Below are 14,719 nucleotides of genomic sequence, written 5' to 3' on the forward strand. Positions count from 1 at the left end.
GGGAAGAGTGGCAGCATGGTCAAGGCGCGGAACCTTCTGAACTGGGCGAAGCGGGAGACGGGGCGGGGAATCGGCCGCATGCGGGGCGTGGCCCTGCTGGCCCTGCCGCTCGCCCTCACGGCCTGCGGCGGGGACAATGTGCGGGACCTGATGGCCCACGCCACGGCCCCCTGCCCGAATGTCGGCATCATCTCGGACGCCGCCGATCTCACCCGCTTCCGCCAGGGCTCCCAGGCGGATCTGACGGCGCTGGTGGTCAATGCCTCGATCTCCGGCTTCCAGGCCAAGTGCGACTACGCCCCCAAGCGGGACGGGCTGGTCGTCACCCTGACCCCGAACTTCACCGCCGAGCGTGGCCCGGCCTCCGCCGGCCCGACGGCCGACATTCCCTACATGGTGGCTGTGGTGGGGGATAACGACCAGGTACTCTCCCGCGCCGCCTACACGCTCCGCGTCGAGTTCCCGCCCAACGTCGCCAAGGTCACCAGCCGGGGCGAGGAAATCAGCATCACCCTGGCCGGCACCCCGGCCGAGGCCGCCCGCCGCAACGTGTTGATCGGCTTCGTCCTCAGCCCGGACGAACTGGCCGCCAACCGCCGCCGCGGCCCCCGCTGACCCTGCACTTCATCACCCACCCCGAGGTCGTGATCGACCCCGGGGTGCCCGTGCCGCGCTGGGTGCTGTCCCCACGCGGCATCGCCCGCATGCGCGCCCTGGCCGCCCTGCCGGAGATGGCCAGCCTCGCCAGCATCTGGGCCAGCACCGAAGCCAAGGCCATCGAAGGCGCCGGCATCCTCGCCGCCCGGCTCGGCCTGCCCGTCCACGTCCATCCCGGCCTGGGCGAGAACGACCGCAGCGCCACCGGTTACCTGCCCGAAGCCGAATTCCAGCAAGTGGCCGACGCCTTCTTCGCCCAGCCCGAAACCAGCATCCGCGGCTGGGAACGCGCCATCGACGCCCAGTCCCGCATCGCCGCCGCCATCACCGACGTGCTGTCCGCCGCGCCACCCGGCCCCGTCGCCGTCATCGCCCATGGCGGCGTCGGCGCCCTGCTGCGCGCCCACCTGTCCCGCGCCCCCATCGCCCGCAGCTGGGACCAGCCCCAGCCCGGCTGCCGCTTCACCGCCCAACCCGGCGAACCCCCCAGCGCCTGGATTCCCCTGCCACCGGCCTGAAGGTGCTGGCGGGAAGGGAAGGCGAAGGGAAGCAAGGCCGGGGAAAGAATTCCCCGGACCCCTTCTTCTTTTTTCGAGTTCATGCGGATGTGGCTGTTGGTGGGTTGGGCGTGAGAGACGGCTGGGTGCGCCGGAGGTCATAGACCTCCGGCGACTGAGGGTTCAGCCCACGTGGCCCATTTTAAATATCATCAGAAGCGTCCGCTCTTGGTCCTGCAGCGCTTTGCCAAACTCGCAGAAAAAAGAAGGGGTCCGGGGAATTCTTTCCCCGGCCTTTCCTCTCCCGAATCCTTCCTCTGACCACCCCACTCCCTCTGGCGCGATCCTTGCTTGCCGTTCCGCCCAAGAACCCCCGTGCAAGGAGCCAGGCGGAATGGACATCGGCGTTTTCATCCCCATCGGTAACAATGGTTGGCTGATTTCCACCAACGCACCGCAGTACAAGCCAAGCTTCGCGATGAACAAGCAGATCGCCCAGCGTGCCGAGCACTATGGGTTCGATTTCCTGCTTTCGATGATCAAGTTGCGTGGCTTCGGCGGCAAGACCGAGTTCTGGGACCACAACCTGGAATCATTTACGCTGATGGCGGGGTTGGCCGCTGTCACCGACCGCATCAAGCTGTTCGCCACCGCCGCGTCGTTGGTGTTGCCGCCGGCGATCGTCGCGCGCATGGCCACCACGATCGATTCCATCGCCCCCGGGCGCTTCGGCGTGAATCTCATCACCGGCTGGCAGCGCCCGGAATACTCGCAGATGGGCCTCTGGCCGGGCGATGAGCACTACAGCCGCCGATATGAGCATCTGTCCGAATACGCGCAGGTGCTGGAGGATCTGTGGACCACCGGCCAGTCCGACTTCCGCGGTGATTTCTTCCAGATGGAGGATTGCCGCCTCAGCCCGCTGCCGCAGCAGGGCATCAAGGTGGTTTGCGCCGGGCAGAGCCAGGCCGGGCTGGAATTCATGGCCAAGCACGCGGACTATAATTTCTGCATAGGCCAGGGCGTGAACACCCCGAAGGCGGTCTCCGCCGTCACCGCGCGGGTGCAAGCCGCCACCCGGCAGACCGGGCGGGACGTCGGCTCCTTCGCTCTGTTCATGATCATCGCGGACGAGACGGACGAGGCCGCCCGCGCCAAGTGGGAACACTACAAGGAAGGCGCCGATACCGAGGCCATCGCCTGGATGGCCGGCCAGACCTCGGCCGACAAGCGCTCGGGCGACGATACCAATGTCCGCCAGTATGCGCTGCCGGAAGGCGCCATCAACCTGAACATGGGCACCCTGGTCGGCTCCTACGCCTCCGTCGCCCGCATGATGGACGAACTGGCGGAAGTGCCCGGCCTCGCTGGCGTCATGCTGACCTTCGATGACTTCATCCAGGGCATCGAGGATTTCGGCCAACGCATCCAGCCGCTGATGCGCTCCCGCCAGCATGTGGCGGCGGAACTGGCTGAGGTGGGGTGAGAAGGTCGGGGGAAGGAATTCCCCCGAACCCCCATCTTTTTTCTGCGGTTTTGAGCGCAGCCCCAGCGCGCCTGTTCGCATCAGGGGAGGGGTCGAGCATCCGGCGCTAGGGTCGCCACCCACCTCTCCCTGTTGAACAAAATTCCTCCGCCGAACGGCGCGCCCATCGGCACCCCGCCCCACCCAAGCTCGCAAAAAGAAGAAGAGGCAGGTCCGGAGGGAGAATTCATTCTCCCTCCGGCCTTCCCCCCAGCCCCTCTTTGGCGCCACCCCGTGCAGGCGTATACCCCAGCCCGACCTGCCACTCCTCCGGCGGGAGAGACAAAGGAACACCCCATCATGGACCGGCGCAGCTTCCTGGCCCTGGCCTCGGCGGCCTCATTCTTCAGCTATGACGCGCTGTCCCGTGCCAGTGCCGCGACGCCCGGCAACGTCCTGGTGGTGGCGCAGCAGCTGGACAACGTGACCAGCCTGGACCCGCAGGAGAGCTTCGAGGCCGTGGCGGCCGAGATCGCCGGCAACATGTACCAGAAGCTGGTCCGCCCGAACCCTGAGAAGCCCGAGGAGCTCTACGGCGACCTCGCCGAATCCTGGACCGTCTCGGACGACCGCAAGACCATCACCTTCACGCTGAAATCCGATGCCGCCTTCTCCTCCGGCGCTGCGGTGACGGCGGAGGACGTGGCCTTCTCCCTCGCCCGCGCCGTGAAGCTGGACAAGAGCCCGGCCTTCATCATCAACCAGTTCGGCTTCACCAAGCAGAATGTGGAGCAGCGCATCCGCGCCACCGGCCCCCGCACCCTGGTGGTGGAGCTGGACGGCACCGCATCCCCTGCCTTCGCGCTGTACTGCCTCTCCGCCAATGTCGGCTCGGTGGTGGAAAAGAAGGTGGTGCTGGCCAACGCCCAGGGCGACGATCTCGGCAATGGCTGGCTCAGGAACAACTCCGCCGGCTCCGGCGGCTGGGTGATGCGCAGCTGGAAGGCCAGTGAAAGCGCGATGCTGGAAGCCAGCCCCGCCCAGGCCAAGCGCGGCCCCATCCGCCGCATCGTCCTGCGCCATGTGGTCGACCCCTCCGCCCAGCTCCTGCTGCTCCGCAATGGGGACGCCGACATCGCCCGCAACCTGACCACCGAGCAGCTGCGCGCCCTGCAGGGGGACGACAACTACGCCCTGGTCCGCAAGGCCGCCGCCTCCCTGGTGGTGATCCAGCTCAACGTCACCCACCCGCAGCTGGCCAAGCCGCAGGTGCGGCAGGCCATCAAGTGGGCCATCGACTACCGCGGCATCCAGGCCAACCTGGTCTCGCTCACCCACGCCATCCACCAGAGCTTCCTGCCCGTCGGCTTCCCCTCGGCGGTGACGGACACGCCCTTCCAGAAGGACATCGCCAAGGCCAAGGCTTTGCTGGCCGAAGCCGGCGTGCCGGATGGGTTCGAGATCGTGATGGACCACTACTCGGCCCAGCCCTACCCGGACATGGCCCAGGCGCTGCAGGCGGACCTCGCCGCCATCGGCATCCGCCTGCGCCTGCTGCCGGGCGAGAACCGCCAGGTCCTGACCAAGACCCGCGCCCGACAGCACGAGATGGCGCTGACCGCCTGGGGCGCCGACTACTTCGACCCCAACACCAATGCCGAGGCCTTCTGCGTCAACCCGGATAACGGCGCCAACGCCCGCAACCGCACGCTTGCCTGGCGCAACTCCTGGTCCGATGCCGCCTTCACCCAGCGCTCGCTGGACGCGCTGAAGGAAGCCGACTCCGCAAAGCGCCTGGCGCTCTACGACCAGCTGCAGCGGGACCACATGCAGCAGAGCCCCTTCGTCTTCATGCTGCAGACCACCAACACCGCTGCCTGCCGCAAGGGCGTGCAGGGCATCCGCCTCGGCACCCTGCCGGACAGCAATTCCTACGCCGACGCGCGGAAGGGGTGAGGCGGACAGGCCAGGGGGAAGGAATTCCCCCTTTCTGTCTTCGAGTCTGGGGCCGGGCCCGCGACCGACGGCGACGCTCGCGTGACCACGCGGGCATTAGCCCCGGTCGCCAGTGGTGCCGGGGCGTGATCTATTCACACCACAAGCTACTGAACGAACGTCACTAGCAACCCCACCCAGACCCCAGCCAAAACACCCCAGCACACGTCAAATCCCGAAAAAAGAAGATGGGGGCCTGGGGGAATTCCTTCCCCCAGCCTTAACTACCCAACCCATCTCGCCATCCGGAGCCCACCCCCTCATGCCCACCGCCAACTGGTCCGCCGCCGCCGATGCCGCTTCCGCCCTGGTGGCCGGCTGGAATGAGGGGGATGCGCCGGGCGGCGCCATCCTGGCCTTCGACACCCGCAAGATCCACGTCGCCGTCGCCGCGGGGCTGGAGAACCTGGCCACGCGTACCCTGTTCTCGTCCGATACGGTGGTCCGCTACGCCTCCGTCACCAAGCACGTCCTGGCCGCCATGCAGCGCCACCACCGCGCGCAGGTGGGGCTGGAGGACCGGCTCGGCCGCCACCTGCCGGAACTGCGCGGCCCGATGGCCGAAGTCACCGTCGGCCGGGCGCTGGACATGACCGGCGGCCTGCCGGATGTGCGGGAAACACTCAGCCTGCTCGGCCTGCCCTACCACGCCGTCACCGAGGCGGCGCCGGTGCTGGACTTCATCGCCAGCCTGGGCGCGCTGAACTTCCCGGCGGGGACCGAGGTCTCCTACTCCAACACCGGCTACCGGCTGGTCGAGACCGCCCTGGCCCGCCAGGGCCACCGGTTCGAGGACTTCCTGCAGGCCGAGATCGCCCCCGCCCTCGGCATCGACTGGCACGCGCCGGAGCGCTGGGCCGACACCGTGCCCGGCCTGGCCCCCGGCTACTGGCGCGGCGGCGAGGGCTGGCAGCTGGCCACCGCCGGCCTGCATCTCTCCGCCTCCGGCAGCCTCACCGGCAGCGCCCGCGCCCTGGCCGTCTGGGGCCAGGCCGTGCTGGCCGATCACGGCCCCGCCGCCGGCGTGCTGGCCGAGCAGGCGGCGCTGCGCCACCTCTCGGACGGCCGCGCCACGCGCTACGGCCTCGGCCTTACCCACTCCACGCTCGGGTCGGTCGCGCTGGTCGGCCACGGTGGCTCCCATGTCGGCTACAAGACCTACCTGCTGCTGGCGCCCGAAGCCGGCGCCGGCGTGGTGGTGGTGGCGAACCGGGAGGACGTGGCCTCCTACAACATGGCGCTGCGCACCCTGGCCGCGTTGCTGGACCAGCCCCTGCCGGCCGCCGCCAGCCTGCCCGAAGGCCTCTACGCCGAGCCCGGCACCGGCCACTGGCTGGAGGTGAAGGGCACCACCGCCAGCTTCCTCGGCGCCAGTGAAGCCCTGTACGAGTCGGGCGATGGCTGGGCCGTCTCCCTCTCCGCCCACCTGCCCATGCGGCTCCGCGCCGCCGATGCCGGCATCGAAGGCGAAATCGGCCATGTCCGCCGCTTCTTCCTGCCCGTGGCCCCGGACGGCATCCTGGAACAGGTCCAGGGCCGCTGGTCCTGCCCGGACTACCACGCCAGCTTCGACATTGAGGGCGACGGCCTGTTCATGGGCACCGGCCCCGCCCGCACCCGCGCCAGCCTGCGCCCCCTCGGCGAAGGCCGCCTGCTGGCGGAGACGGCGGATGGACCCTGGCCCAAGCAGTATTCGCTGCGGTTCGACGGCGCAGGCGTGGCTTTGACCGCCAACCGCAGCCGGATCGTACATTACGAACGTGAATGAAATGTCATAAACTTGTGCGGGCAGGCCCGATTGACCATCCGCGGCGAGAGGCGCAACCCTCCGGTACTTGAAAAAACCGGAGGAGCCCCATGGATATTGGAGCGCCACTCAAAGATCTCGGGGTCGTCAACGTCAAGGACCTCATCGCCCGACTCACGACGCTGACGGAAGAGGACTGGACCGGCAACACGATGCGCCAGGACATCCTGGCGTCCGAGGCGCATTCCGCCACCGACAACATCGTCATGAAGACCGAATGGCACCCCTCGGCCTCCAACAGTAACCTCCAGCACTTCGAGGACCTGGTCTATGTCTGGGCCAAGTCCAAGGGCCACGACCCGGAGAAGTTCCTACCCATCGCGCGGGAAGACACCGACTTCTGGCCCATCTACACCATGCCGGAATGGCTGAAGTTCAAGGATGTGCTGGAGCCGGTGATCCAGCAGGCCATCGCGCCGCTCCGGACGCCCCGTGGCGTCATCTCCCGCCTCGCCCTGGTCCGGCTGAAAGGCGGCGGCCAGATCGCCCCGCATGTCGATGGCCACGCCATGGCCACCCGTGCCCACCGCATCCACGTCTCGCTGAGCAGCACGCCCACGGTCGAGTACAAGATCGACGGCCGCAAGTTCACCATGGAAATGGGCCACGCCTATGACTTCAACAACCGCGTCCGCCACTCGGTCCGCAACAAGGGCCGCAATGCCCGCATCAACCTGTTCGTCGATTACTACCCCGATCGCGGCCTGATCATTAACAACCCGCTGAACGTGTCCCACCCGGTGCACGTCACGCCGACACCCCGCATCCAGTAGGGGCGGAGGAAGCAAGGCTGGGGAAGGAATTCCCCAGACCCCATCCTCTTTTTTCCAGTTTGACAGGGGAGGGGCAGGACCCGGCCCGATTGCGCCGGAGACCCTGGACCTCCGGCGACCGCCGCCTCAACGCGCGCAACCCATCAACGCGCGCAACCCATCGATAACATCACCAGAACCGCCCTCGGTTCCCCACCCCAACCCAGACTCGCAGAAAAAAGAAGGGGCCTGGGGAATTCCTTCCCCAGCCGTCCTTCACACCGCCTGCGCGCCCGTCGCCGGGCCTTAGTTCCGCACCGTCCCCGCCGCCGTGAACTCCACCGCCGGCGGCGGTTCCGCCACGTCCTGCTCGGCCAGCTCCGCCAGGAAGTTCTCGGCCCAGCGCGAGGCAGTCTGCTCCTCCAGCCCCTGCATCATCGTGGCCCAGCGCTCCTTGCGCTCACCCAGCGGCATCTTCAGCGCGCGGTCCAGCTGTTCCGCCATGGCCTCGGCGTCCAGCGGGTTCACCAGCAGCGCGCCGTCCATGCTCTCGGCCGCCCCGGCGAAGGAGGACAGCACCAGCACGCCCGGCTTCTCCGGGTCCTGGGCCGCGACGTATTCCTTCGCCACCAGGTTCATGCCGTCGCGCAGCGGCGTCACCAGCCCCACATCGGCGGCACGGTAAAAGCCGGCCAGGGTGTCGCGCGCCACGGCGCGGGCCACATAGCGCACCGGCGTCCAGTCGAACTCGGCATAGTCGCCGTTGATGCGCCCGGCCAGCTGGTCCAGCTCCCGCCGCAGGTCGCGGTAGGTCGCCACCTCGTTGCGGCTGCGGGCGGCCACCTGCAGGTAGGTCACGCGGTTCAGGTGCTCCGGGAAATTCGCCAGCAGAGCACCAAAACCGCGCAGCCGGTGCGGCAGGCCCTTGGTGTAGTCCAACCGCTCCGCGCCGACGATCAATTGCCGGTCGCCCATGCTGTCCTTCATCCGCTGCGCATCGGTGCCGAAGGCGGCCTTGCGCGCGGTGGTGGCGAAGCCGCGGGTATCGATACCGATCGCGTGGGCTGAGAGCTGCGTCCGCCGCTTCACACCGTCGCGCAGCGAGGTGACGCCGCCGCCGGCATCCAGCTCCAGCCCCAGGCCGTCCTGCAGCGAGTTCGCCATGCCGGCCAGATCCCGCCGCGTCTGCACGCCCACCAGGTCGTAGGCCAACAGGTCCCGCAACAGCACCTCGGCATCCGGCAGGGCGGAGAACACGGCCCAGGGCGGGAAGGGGATGTGCAGGAAGAACCCGATGCGCTGCCTGGCGCCCAGCGCCCGCAATTCCGCCGCGAGTGGAATCAGCTGGTAGTCATGAATCCAGATGGTGTCGTCCGGCCCCAGCAGCGGCATCAGCGCCTTGGCGAAGTCGCGGTTGACGCGCCGGTATGCCTCGGCCTGCTTGCGGTCGTATTCCAGCAGGCCCAGCCGGAAATGGAACAGCGGCCAGAGGATGTTGTTGGAATAGCCGGCGTAGAAGCCTTTGTAGTCGTTCTCGTTCAGGTCGATGGTGGCGTAGTCGATGCCCTGGTGGCGCATCGCCTTCAACTCGCCGGTGGTGGGGCCTTTCAGCGTATCCCCGCTCCAGCCGAACCACAGGCCGCCATTGGTCTTCAGCACATCCTTCAACGCAACCGCCAGCCCGCCCGCCGTGGGTTCCCCACGTCGCGGCAAGGCCACGCGGTTGGAAACTACGATTAATCGCCCCACAGACCGTGCTCCCATGAACGGCTCAAACGCATCGCTGAAAGGATCAGGCCAACGTGCGAATAGGTCTGTGGGAAGTTCCCCCACAGGTGATTCCGCTTCGGGTCCAGATCCTCGGCCAAGAGCCCAAGATGATTCCGGCATGACAGAATGCTCCCGAACATGGACCGCGCTTCTTCTGTGCGGCCAGCCGCAGCAAGCGCGTCAACGTACCAAAAGGAACAAACGAGGAAGGCCGTTTCGGGTTTCCCGAAATCGTCGGCCATGTCGTACCGGTAGATGAAACCTTCATGCAGCAGCTTGTCCCGCACCCGGTCCAAGGTGCCCAGGAAGCGCGGATCGGTGGCCGGCACGAAGCCGATCTCGGCCAGCAGCAACAGCGCTGCGTCCATCCCGTCCGATTCGAAGCTCTCGACGAAACTGTTCAGCTCCGGCCGGAAGGCCCGCTCGCAGATCGTCGCGTGCAGGCTGCGGGCGGAAGCCGCCCAGCGCTCCGCCTCCGTCTCCAGCCCCAGATGCTTGGCGATGCCCGCCAGCCGCGCCAGCCCGGCCCAGCACATGGCGGCGGAGAAGGTGTGCACCCGCTCCCGCCCCCGATACTCCCAGATGCCGGCATCGGGCTGCAGCGCCAGCTTCTCCGCGTGCTCGCCCAGCGTCTCCAGCAGGCGGAACAACGGCTCCCCCGCCGGCCGCGGCAGCCGCTCGTCGAAGAACATCTGCGCCGCCGCCATGATGACGGAGCCATAGACATCGTTCTGGATCTGCTCCGCCGCCTGGTTGCCGACGCGCACCGGACCCATGCCCAGGAAGCCCGGCAGCGCCTCGGCGATATGCTCGGTCATCGGCAGGGACGGCACCAGCGGGTAGCACGGCCGCAACACGCCCCCGGGGGAGATCGCCACCACGTTGGTCACGTAGCGGATGTAGTCCTCCATGGTGCGGGTGGCGCCCAGCCGGTTCAGCGCCTGCACGGTGAAGAAGGCATCCCGCAGCCAGCAATACCGGTAGTCCCAGTTCCGCTCCGTATGCGGCGCCTCGGGGATCGAGGTGGTCAGCGCCGCCACGATCGCCCCGGTCTCCTCGAACGTGCACAGCTTCAGCGTGATCGCGGCGCGGATCACCGCATCCTGCCACTCGAAGGGCAAATGCAGCCCGCGGGACCAGTCCAGCCAATAGGCCTCGGTCTCGCGGATGAACTCCTGCACCAGCGAATCGGTGTTCTCCGGCACCGTCTCGTCCGGCCCGATGATCAGCGAGACCGGCTGGTCCAGCAGGAACGGCGCCTCTTCGGCCAGGCACGCCAGCGGTGCATCGGTGGTCACGCGCAACGCCGAGGTATCGGTGAAGTACCGCAGGTGGTTGGAGCCGGAGCGCCGGATCGGCGCCTCCCGCCCCCAATTCCCCTTCGGCCGGATGCGCAGCCGGATCAGTGGGGAGCCGGAGAGCGGCTCGATCCGCCGCACCAGCATCGGCGGACGGAAGCTGCGGCCGAAGCGGCGGAAGCGCGGCGCGGCGTCGATGATGCGCAGCCGCCCGCCCTTCTCATCCTCCAGGATCGTCTCCAGCACCGCCGTGTTGCGGTGATAGGTCTGGCGGCTGGAACGCAGGCCGATCAGCTCGCACTCCATGAAGCCGTCCTGCGGCTCCTCGCCGCCCAGCAGGGCGCAGAACACCGGGTCGCCATCCAGGCGCGGCCAGCACAGCCAGGAACACCGCCCCAACCGGTCGAACAACCCTGCGATGATGCCGTTGCCGACTGGCGCCAAATCCAGCGCCTGGCTCATGCGGCGCCGGCCGCGATGGTGGTGCCGCTATTCGCGGCGGGCCCGGCGGCCTCCAACTGCGCCGCCAGCCGCGCCAGCCAGGCACGCACATCGGCCGGCCCGGCCGGGAAGCGCTCCGGCACCCGGTAGCCCTGGCCACCCTGGGCACGGGCCACCCGCATGCCATCCTCATCCGTCACGTCATCGCCGATGAAGACCGGCACCCGCCCGGCGAAGGGCGCGTAGCGCATCATCCACGCCACCGCGCTGCCCTTGTCGCTGCCCTTCGGCCGCAGCTCGGCCGCGGCATGCGCCGGGATCACCTGGAAGGCCGAGCCCTCGGCCATCGCGCGCAGGAAGGCCGTCGTCTCCTCCGCCCGCTCCGGCACCGCGCGGAAATGCAGCACGAAGCCGTACTTCTTCTCTTCCAGCAGCAGCCCCGGCCGCGATGCGGCAAAGGCGGCGGCCGCCTCCCGCCATGCCGGCGGCGGCCCCTCCGGCTCCGGCAAGGGCGGAATGCCGGCCGTAGCCGCCAGCACCGTCCCGTGCTCGGCGGCAAAGCTCCAGGGGCAAGGCTCCGGCGCGCCGGTCAGCGCGCGCGCGACCTCCAGCCCCCGGCCGGTGACGATCGCCACCGCGCCACCCAGGGCCACGGACAGGCGGCCCAGCAACACCGGCAGGTCCGGCGGCACCACCACCGCATCGGGCCGCGCCGCGATGTCGATCAGCGTGCCATCAAAATCGAGGAACAAAGCCGCCCGCGCGTCGGGCAATGGCGGCAGGTCGGAAGGGGCGGTCTGCTGCGTCATCCCAGGCATATGGCCGTCTTCCGCCCCTTCGCAAACCCCCATGGCAGAGCTTCAGCGCCACCACGCACCATCCCGCCTGCTGCCCGCACAGGGCTTCCACGGGTCACGTTTTTGGGAGGGGGTGCATGGGCGGAGGGAGAAGGAAGGGAAGGCCGGGGAATGAATTCCCCGGACCCCTTCTTTTCTTTCCTCGAGTTTTGCGGGTGTGGCGGCTGAGGGCGCAGTCTTGGAAGACGGCTGGGTGCGCCGGAGGTTCTAGACCTAGGACGACTGAGGGTTCAGCCCTTGTGGCCTGATATCTAAAATCATCAAACAGCGTCCGCCCGCGCCTGCAGCGAAACGCCAAACTCGCAAAAAGAAAGAAGGATCGAACCTATAGGTTTGATGGGGGATTCATTCCCCAGCCTTCTCCGAACTACCTGCCCGGAACAGATCGCTCCGCCGCCCGGTCGTGCCTCAGCGGCACTCCAGCACGCGCAGATCGTAGACCGGGTGCTCCAGCATCGCGATGCCGGGGGCGTTGGCGAACATCCAGCCCTGGAACACCGGCTTGCCGCCGGAATCGTTGCGGGTGTCCTGCACTTCCAGCCAGGCGGCGGCGTCCGCCACTTCTTCCGGGGGCCGGGCATTGCAGGCCCGCACGGTGATGCGCAGCGTCCCAAAGGTGATCGGCTGGTTCAGCTGCAGCTTCAGGATGGTGATGCGCGCCGTCACCTTGTCCAGCGCCTGCAACTCGGCTTCCCGCTTGGCGTCCCAGCCCGGGTCCATCTGCGCCTGGGCGGGATGGATGGCGGGGGCGCCGAGCAGCAGGGAAGCCAGCAGGGCGAAACGGGCGGCCTTCATGCCGCGCCGCCCTGGCTGCCAGCGGGCTTGCGGGGGGAGGGCAGGTTTTCCACCAGCCCGGTCAGGATGCGGCGCATCGCCGCTTCGTCCACGCCCATCAACACGGCATCCTCGAACACGTCGCGCAGGACCTGGGTGGCCTCCGCGTGGTTTTCCGCCAGGACCTTCAGCTTCTCGCGGCAGGCGACGGGCTGGCCGTCCGCTCCCGGCCACAGGTCAGGCGGCGTCAGGCTCACGGGGTGCGGCCGCCTTGCGGTGCCGCGCGCGGGGCAGGGGCGGGTGCCACCGGCGCGTTGGCGCCTTCCTGCTGCTGCTGACCTTCCTCTTCCCGGTTCGCATTCATCTGCGTCACCGAGAAGATGAAGCGGCCCAGCAGCGACTCGAGGCTGACGGCCGACTGGGTAATGGTGATGGTATCGCCATTGCCCAGCGTCTTGTCCTCGCCGCCCGGCACCAGGGAGAGGTACTTGCCCCCCAGCAGGCTCTCGGAGGTGATCTCGGCCGAGGTATCGGTCGGCAGCCGCAGCGCGCCATCCACCTGCATCTGCAGCACCACCAGGAAGGTGGTGGGGTCGATATGCTGGCCAACGACGCTGCCGACCTTGACGCCGCCGATGCGCACATCCGCGCCCGGCTGGAGCCCGTCGATCCGGTCGAACCGCGCGGTCAGGGTGATGCCGTTGGTGCCGGCCAGGCTGCGGCCGGAATTGCCGACCGCGTAGACCAGGAAGCCAAGGGCCACCAGCAGCACGACGGCGCCGGTCAGGATCTCGGCAAGGCTTCTGCGCTGCATGTGTGTTGTCTCAGCTACCTAATGTTCAGCGAGCAAGGTCGGATCGGCGGCCGGAATGACCCGGTCCAGGAGGGGCCAAATAGCCCAGTCCAGGATGGACCAAAATGGCCGGGTCCAGGATGGACCCAACAGGCGGCAAGCGCCTGGGTTGCCCGGGCCGGCGCGGCCTGGGCGAGAAGCCCGGGGCATGGATGGCCAGGCCAGCCTTGCCCCGGTCCCCCGGCATGGCCTCAGCCGCCGGGCGTCCAGGCTTCGTAGTCGCCCGCCGCCACCTGGCGCTGGCCGCCCGCATGGTCATGGCCCGGCGGCCGGTAGGCCAGGGCGGTGCCGGTGCGGTTCGGCTCATGCTCCATCTGCCACGGGTAGCGCTTCTGTTCGGACAGCGGCTGGTCGGTCACGTGGTGCAGCCAGCAATGCCACTCGGGCGGTACCATGGTCGGGTCCGGCGCCTTGGCATACATCACGTAGCGGCGCTTGCGGCCGTAGTTCAGCCAGTCGCGCTTGCTCTCGTAGTAGGTGTTGCCAAAACGGTCGGTACCGACCTCGCTGACGGCGAAGCCGGTGGTCAGCCGATGCAGGAAGGACATGACGCGGTCGGTTCCATAGCAGACGGGGGGACAGGATGCGTCGCTCACGGCGCGGGTGGACAAGGTCAGGCGGGTTGCAAAGCTCTACAGGGTGCTTCCTTCGCACATGCGGCGCCCGGGCGAAAGACCGGGCTGCGCTTCCCGCTGTGTCGTAGCGTATCAACCCGGGCTTACCGCGCTGATAAGAGTCCGATTTCCGCCCCGATACGGCTTCCGCACCGCGCGGCCACCGCATACCATGCACCTATGGCACTCACGGCAGGCACAATCTGGTCTGGAATGGCGCTGCGGCGCATGCGCGCGGCGGCGGACCCCGACGCGCCCTCACGCGCCGTGGCCCTGCCCGCATCCTGGGAAGACGAAGCCGGCATGGCCCTGGCCGCGCTGGCGCCAGGGCAGGGCGGCGCCTCGCTGCCCGGCCTGGCCGAGGCCTGGATCGCCCGCCTGCTGGCCCGCGGCCTGCGCCTCTCACTCTTGCGGGAGGAGGAGCAGGCCCCGCTGGCCGAGTCGCTCCGTGCCCTGCTCGCCGCCCGCCGGGGCGCCCCCGGCGCCAGCGTCTGGCGCAACGACTCGAAGCCCGAGCCGCGCTTCGTGCTCAACCTGCCCGCCTTCCTCGATGATGCCGGCGGGTTCGACATCCCCGGCTACACCGCCGCCATCGGCACCGGCATCCGCGCGCTGGATATCCTGACCGGCGGCAAGGCGCATGTGCTGCGACTCGGCTATGCCGACCTCGCCGGCCTGCTCGCCGGCCTCGGCCTCGCCTACGACTCGCCCCAGGCGCGGGATGCCGCCGCCTGCATCACCGCGTTCACCCGGGGCGCGGCCGAATCTGCCAGCGCCGTGCTGGCCGAGCGCTTCGGCGCCCGCGAATCCGCCTGCCTGTTCTGGCCCGCCCCGCCCGCCGCCTGCGCCGTGCCCGGCCTCGCCGCCGCCGCCCGCCGGGCGCTGGAGGATGCCGGCCGCAGCTTCGGCCTGCGCCACGCCGGCCTGCTGGCGCTGACG

13 protein-coding genes and 1 pseudogene are annotated in these 14,719 nt (G+C 68.6%); 7 read left to right on the forward strand and 7 right to left on the reverse strand.

Translation table 11 applies throughout. From position 1 onward, the window contains the following. The first annotated feature begins 15 nt into the window (after positions 1-15). From IBL26_RS09835 to IBL26_RS09860, 6 genes are all read left to right on the forward strand, one after another. Positions 16-615, forward strand: a complete 600-nt coding sequence (locus tag IBL26_RS09835; RefSeq protein ID WP_187784299.1) for a hypothetical protein — start codon at positions 16-18, stop codon at positions 613-615. A 29-nt stretch (positions 616-644) separates the two neighbouring features. Beyond that, the gene (locus IBL26_RS09840) at positions 645-1,175 is read left to right on the forward strand and encodes a histidine phosphatase family protein (RefSeq protein WP_367615403.1); all 531 of its coding nucleotides are present in this window, start codon (positions 645-647) and stop codon (positions 1,173-1,175) included. A 373-nt stretch (positions 1,176-1,548) separates the two neighbouring features. Continuing rightward, positions 1,549-2,640 (forward strand): pyrimidine utilization protein A, encoded by a 1,092-nt coding sequence (gene rutA, locus IBL26_RS09845; protein WP_187784300.1) that lies wholly within the window; start codon positions 1,549-1,551, stop codon positions 2,638-2,640. 339 nt (positions 2,641-2,979) lie between these two features. Continuing rightward, positions 2,980-4,575 (forward strand): ABC transporter substrate-binding protein, encoded by a 1,596-nt coding sequence (locus IBL26_RS09850; RefSeq protein ID WP_194443562.1) that lies wholly within the window; start codon positions 2,980-2,982, stop codon positions 4,573-4,575. Between the two features lie 301 nt (positions 4,576-4,876). Further along, positions 4,877-6,382 (forward strand): serine hydrolase domain-containing protein, encoded by a 1,506-nt coding sequence (locus tag IBL26_RS09855; protein WP_187784301.1) that lies wholly within the window; start codon positions 4,877-4,879, stop codon positions 6,380-6,382. Positions 6,383-6,471: 89 nt separating this feature from the next. Next, positions 6,472-7,194, forward strand: coding sequence for an aspartyl/asparaginyl beta-hydroxylase domain-containing protein (locus IBL26_RS09860; RefSeq protein ID WP_187784302.1), 723 nt, complete (start codon positions 6,472-6,474; stop codon positions 7,192-7,194). Positions 7,195-7,479: 285 nt separating this feature from the next. Here the strand turns inward: IBL26_RS09860 and IBL26_RS09865 are convergent, their stop codons facing one another. The 7 genes from IBL26_RS09865 to IBL26_RS09895 form a co-directional block, all read right to left on the reverse strand. Beyond that, complete coding sequence (locus IBL26_RS09865; RefSeq protein ID WP_367615404.1) at positions 7,480-8,922, reverse strand: alpha,alpha-trehalose-phosphate synthase (UDP-forming); 1,443 nt, start codon at positions 8,920-8,922, stop codon at positions 7,480-7,482. Further along, positions 8,910-10,703 (reverse strand): glycoside hydrolase family 15 protein, encoded by a 1,794-nt coding sequence (locus IBL26_RS09870; protein ID WP_187784303.1) that lies wholly within the window; start codon positions 10,701-10,703, stop codon positions 8,910-8,912. The genes IBL26_RS09865 and IBL26_RS09870 overlap by 13 nt, the downstream gene beginning before the upstream one ends. Next, a complete protein-coding gene (otsB, locus tag IBL26_RS09875) occupies positions 10,700-11,500 on the reverse strand; it encodes a trehalose-phosphatase (protein ID WP_241749209.1) in 801 nt (266 codons plus the stop codon). Before otsB ends, IBL26_RS09870 begins: the two co-directional genes overlap by 4 nt. Before the next feature lie 447 nt (positions 11,501-11,947). Then, a complete protein-coding gene (locus IBL26_RS09880) occupies positions 11,948-12,334 on the reverse strand; it encodes a DUF2155 domain-containing protein (RefSeq protein ID WP_187784304.1) in 387 nt (128 codons plus the stop codon). After that, positions 12,331-12,570, reverse strand: a complete 240-nt coding sequence (locus IBL26_RS09885; protein WP_187784305.1) for a hypothetical protein — start codon at positions 12,568-12,570, stop codon at positions 12,331-12,333. The genes IBL26_RS09880 and IBL26_RS09885 overlap by 4 nt, the downstream gene beginning before the upstream one ends. Continuing rightward, positions 12,567-13,127: an outer membrane lipid asymmetry maintenance protein MlaD gene (gene mlaD / locus IBL26_RS09890; protein ID WP_187784306.1), complete on the reverse strand. Its 561-nt coding sequence runs from the start codon at positions 13,125-13,127 to the stop codon at positions 12,567-12,569. The genes IBL26_RS09885 and mlaD overlap by 4 nt, the downstream gene beginning before the upstream one ends. 230 nt (positions 13,128-13,357) lie before the next feature. Then, a complete protein-coding gene (locus tag IBL26_RS09895; RefSeq protein ID WP_187784307.1) occupies positions 13,358-13,714 on the reverse strand; it encodes an NADH-ubiquinone oxidoreductase subunit NDUFA12 family protein in 357 nt (118 codons plus the stop codon). A gap of 279 nt (positions 13,715-13,993) precedes the next feature. Here IBL26_RS09895 and IBL26_RS09900 point away from each other — a divergent pair. Further along, positions 13,994-14,719, forward strand: a pseudogene (locus tag IBL26_RS09900) (TSCPD domain-containing protein); the annotation flags it as partial.

The organism is Teichococcus aerophilus, assembly GCF_014490485.1.
Lineage (GTDB): Bacteria > Pseudomonadota > Alphaproteobacteria > Acetobacterales > Acetobacteraceae > Pseudoroseomonas > Pseudoroseomonas aerophila.

What these genes read in the sequence shown, in the direction of transcription:
- IBL26_RS09835 (WP_187784299.1), top strand. Translation starts at nt 16, where the DNA reads ATGGTCAAGGCGCGGAACCTTCTGAACTGGGCGAAGCGGGAGACGGGG.
- rutA (WP_187784300.1), top strand. Translation starts at nt 1,549, where the DNA reads ATGGACATCGGCGTTTTCATCCCCATCGGTAACAATGGTTGGCTGATT.
- IBL26_RS09850 (WP_194443562.1), top strand. Translation starts at nt 2,980, where the DNA reads ATGGACCGGCGCAGCTTCCTGGCCCTGGCCTCGGCGGCCTCATTCTTC.
- IBL26_RS09855 (WP_187784301.1), top strand. Translation starts at nt 4,877, where the DNA reads ATGCCCACCGCCAACTGGTCCGCCGCCGCCGATGCCGCTTCCGCCCTG.
- IBL26_RS09860 (WP_187784302.1), top strand. Translation starts at nt 6,472, where the DNA reads ATGGATATTGGAGCGCCACTCAAAGATCTCGGGGTCGTCAACGTCAAG.
- IBL26_RS09870 (WP_187784303.1), bottom strand. Translation starts at nt 10,703, where the DNA reads ATGAGCCAGGCGCTGGATTTGGCGCCAGTCGGCAACGGCATCATCGCA.
- otsB (WP_241749209.1), bottom strand. Translation starts at nt 11,500, where the DNA reads ATGCCTGGGATGACGCAGCAGACCGCCCCTTCCGACCTGCCGCCATTG.
- IBL26_RS09880 (WP_187784304.1), bottom strand. Translation starts at nt 12,334, where the DNA reads ATGAAGGCCGCCCGTTTCGCCCTGCTGGCTTCCCTGCTGCTCGGCGCC.
- mlaD (WP_187784306.1), bottom strand. Translation starts at nt 13,127, where the DNA reads ATGCAGCGCAGAAGCCTTGCCGAGATCCTGACCGGCGCCGTCGTGCTG.
- IBL26_RS09895 (WP_187784307.1), bottom strand. Translation starts at nt 13,714, where the DNA reads ATGTCCTTCCTGCATCGGCTGACCACCGGCTTCGCCGTCAGCGAGGTC.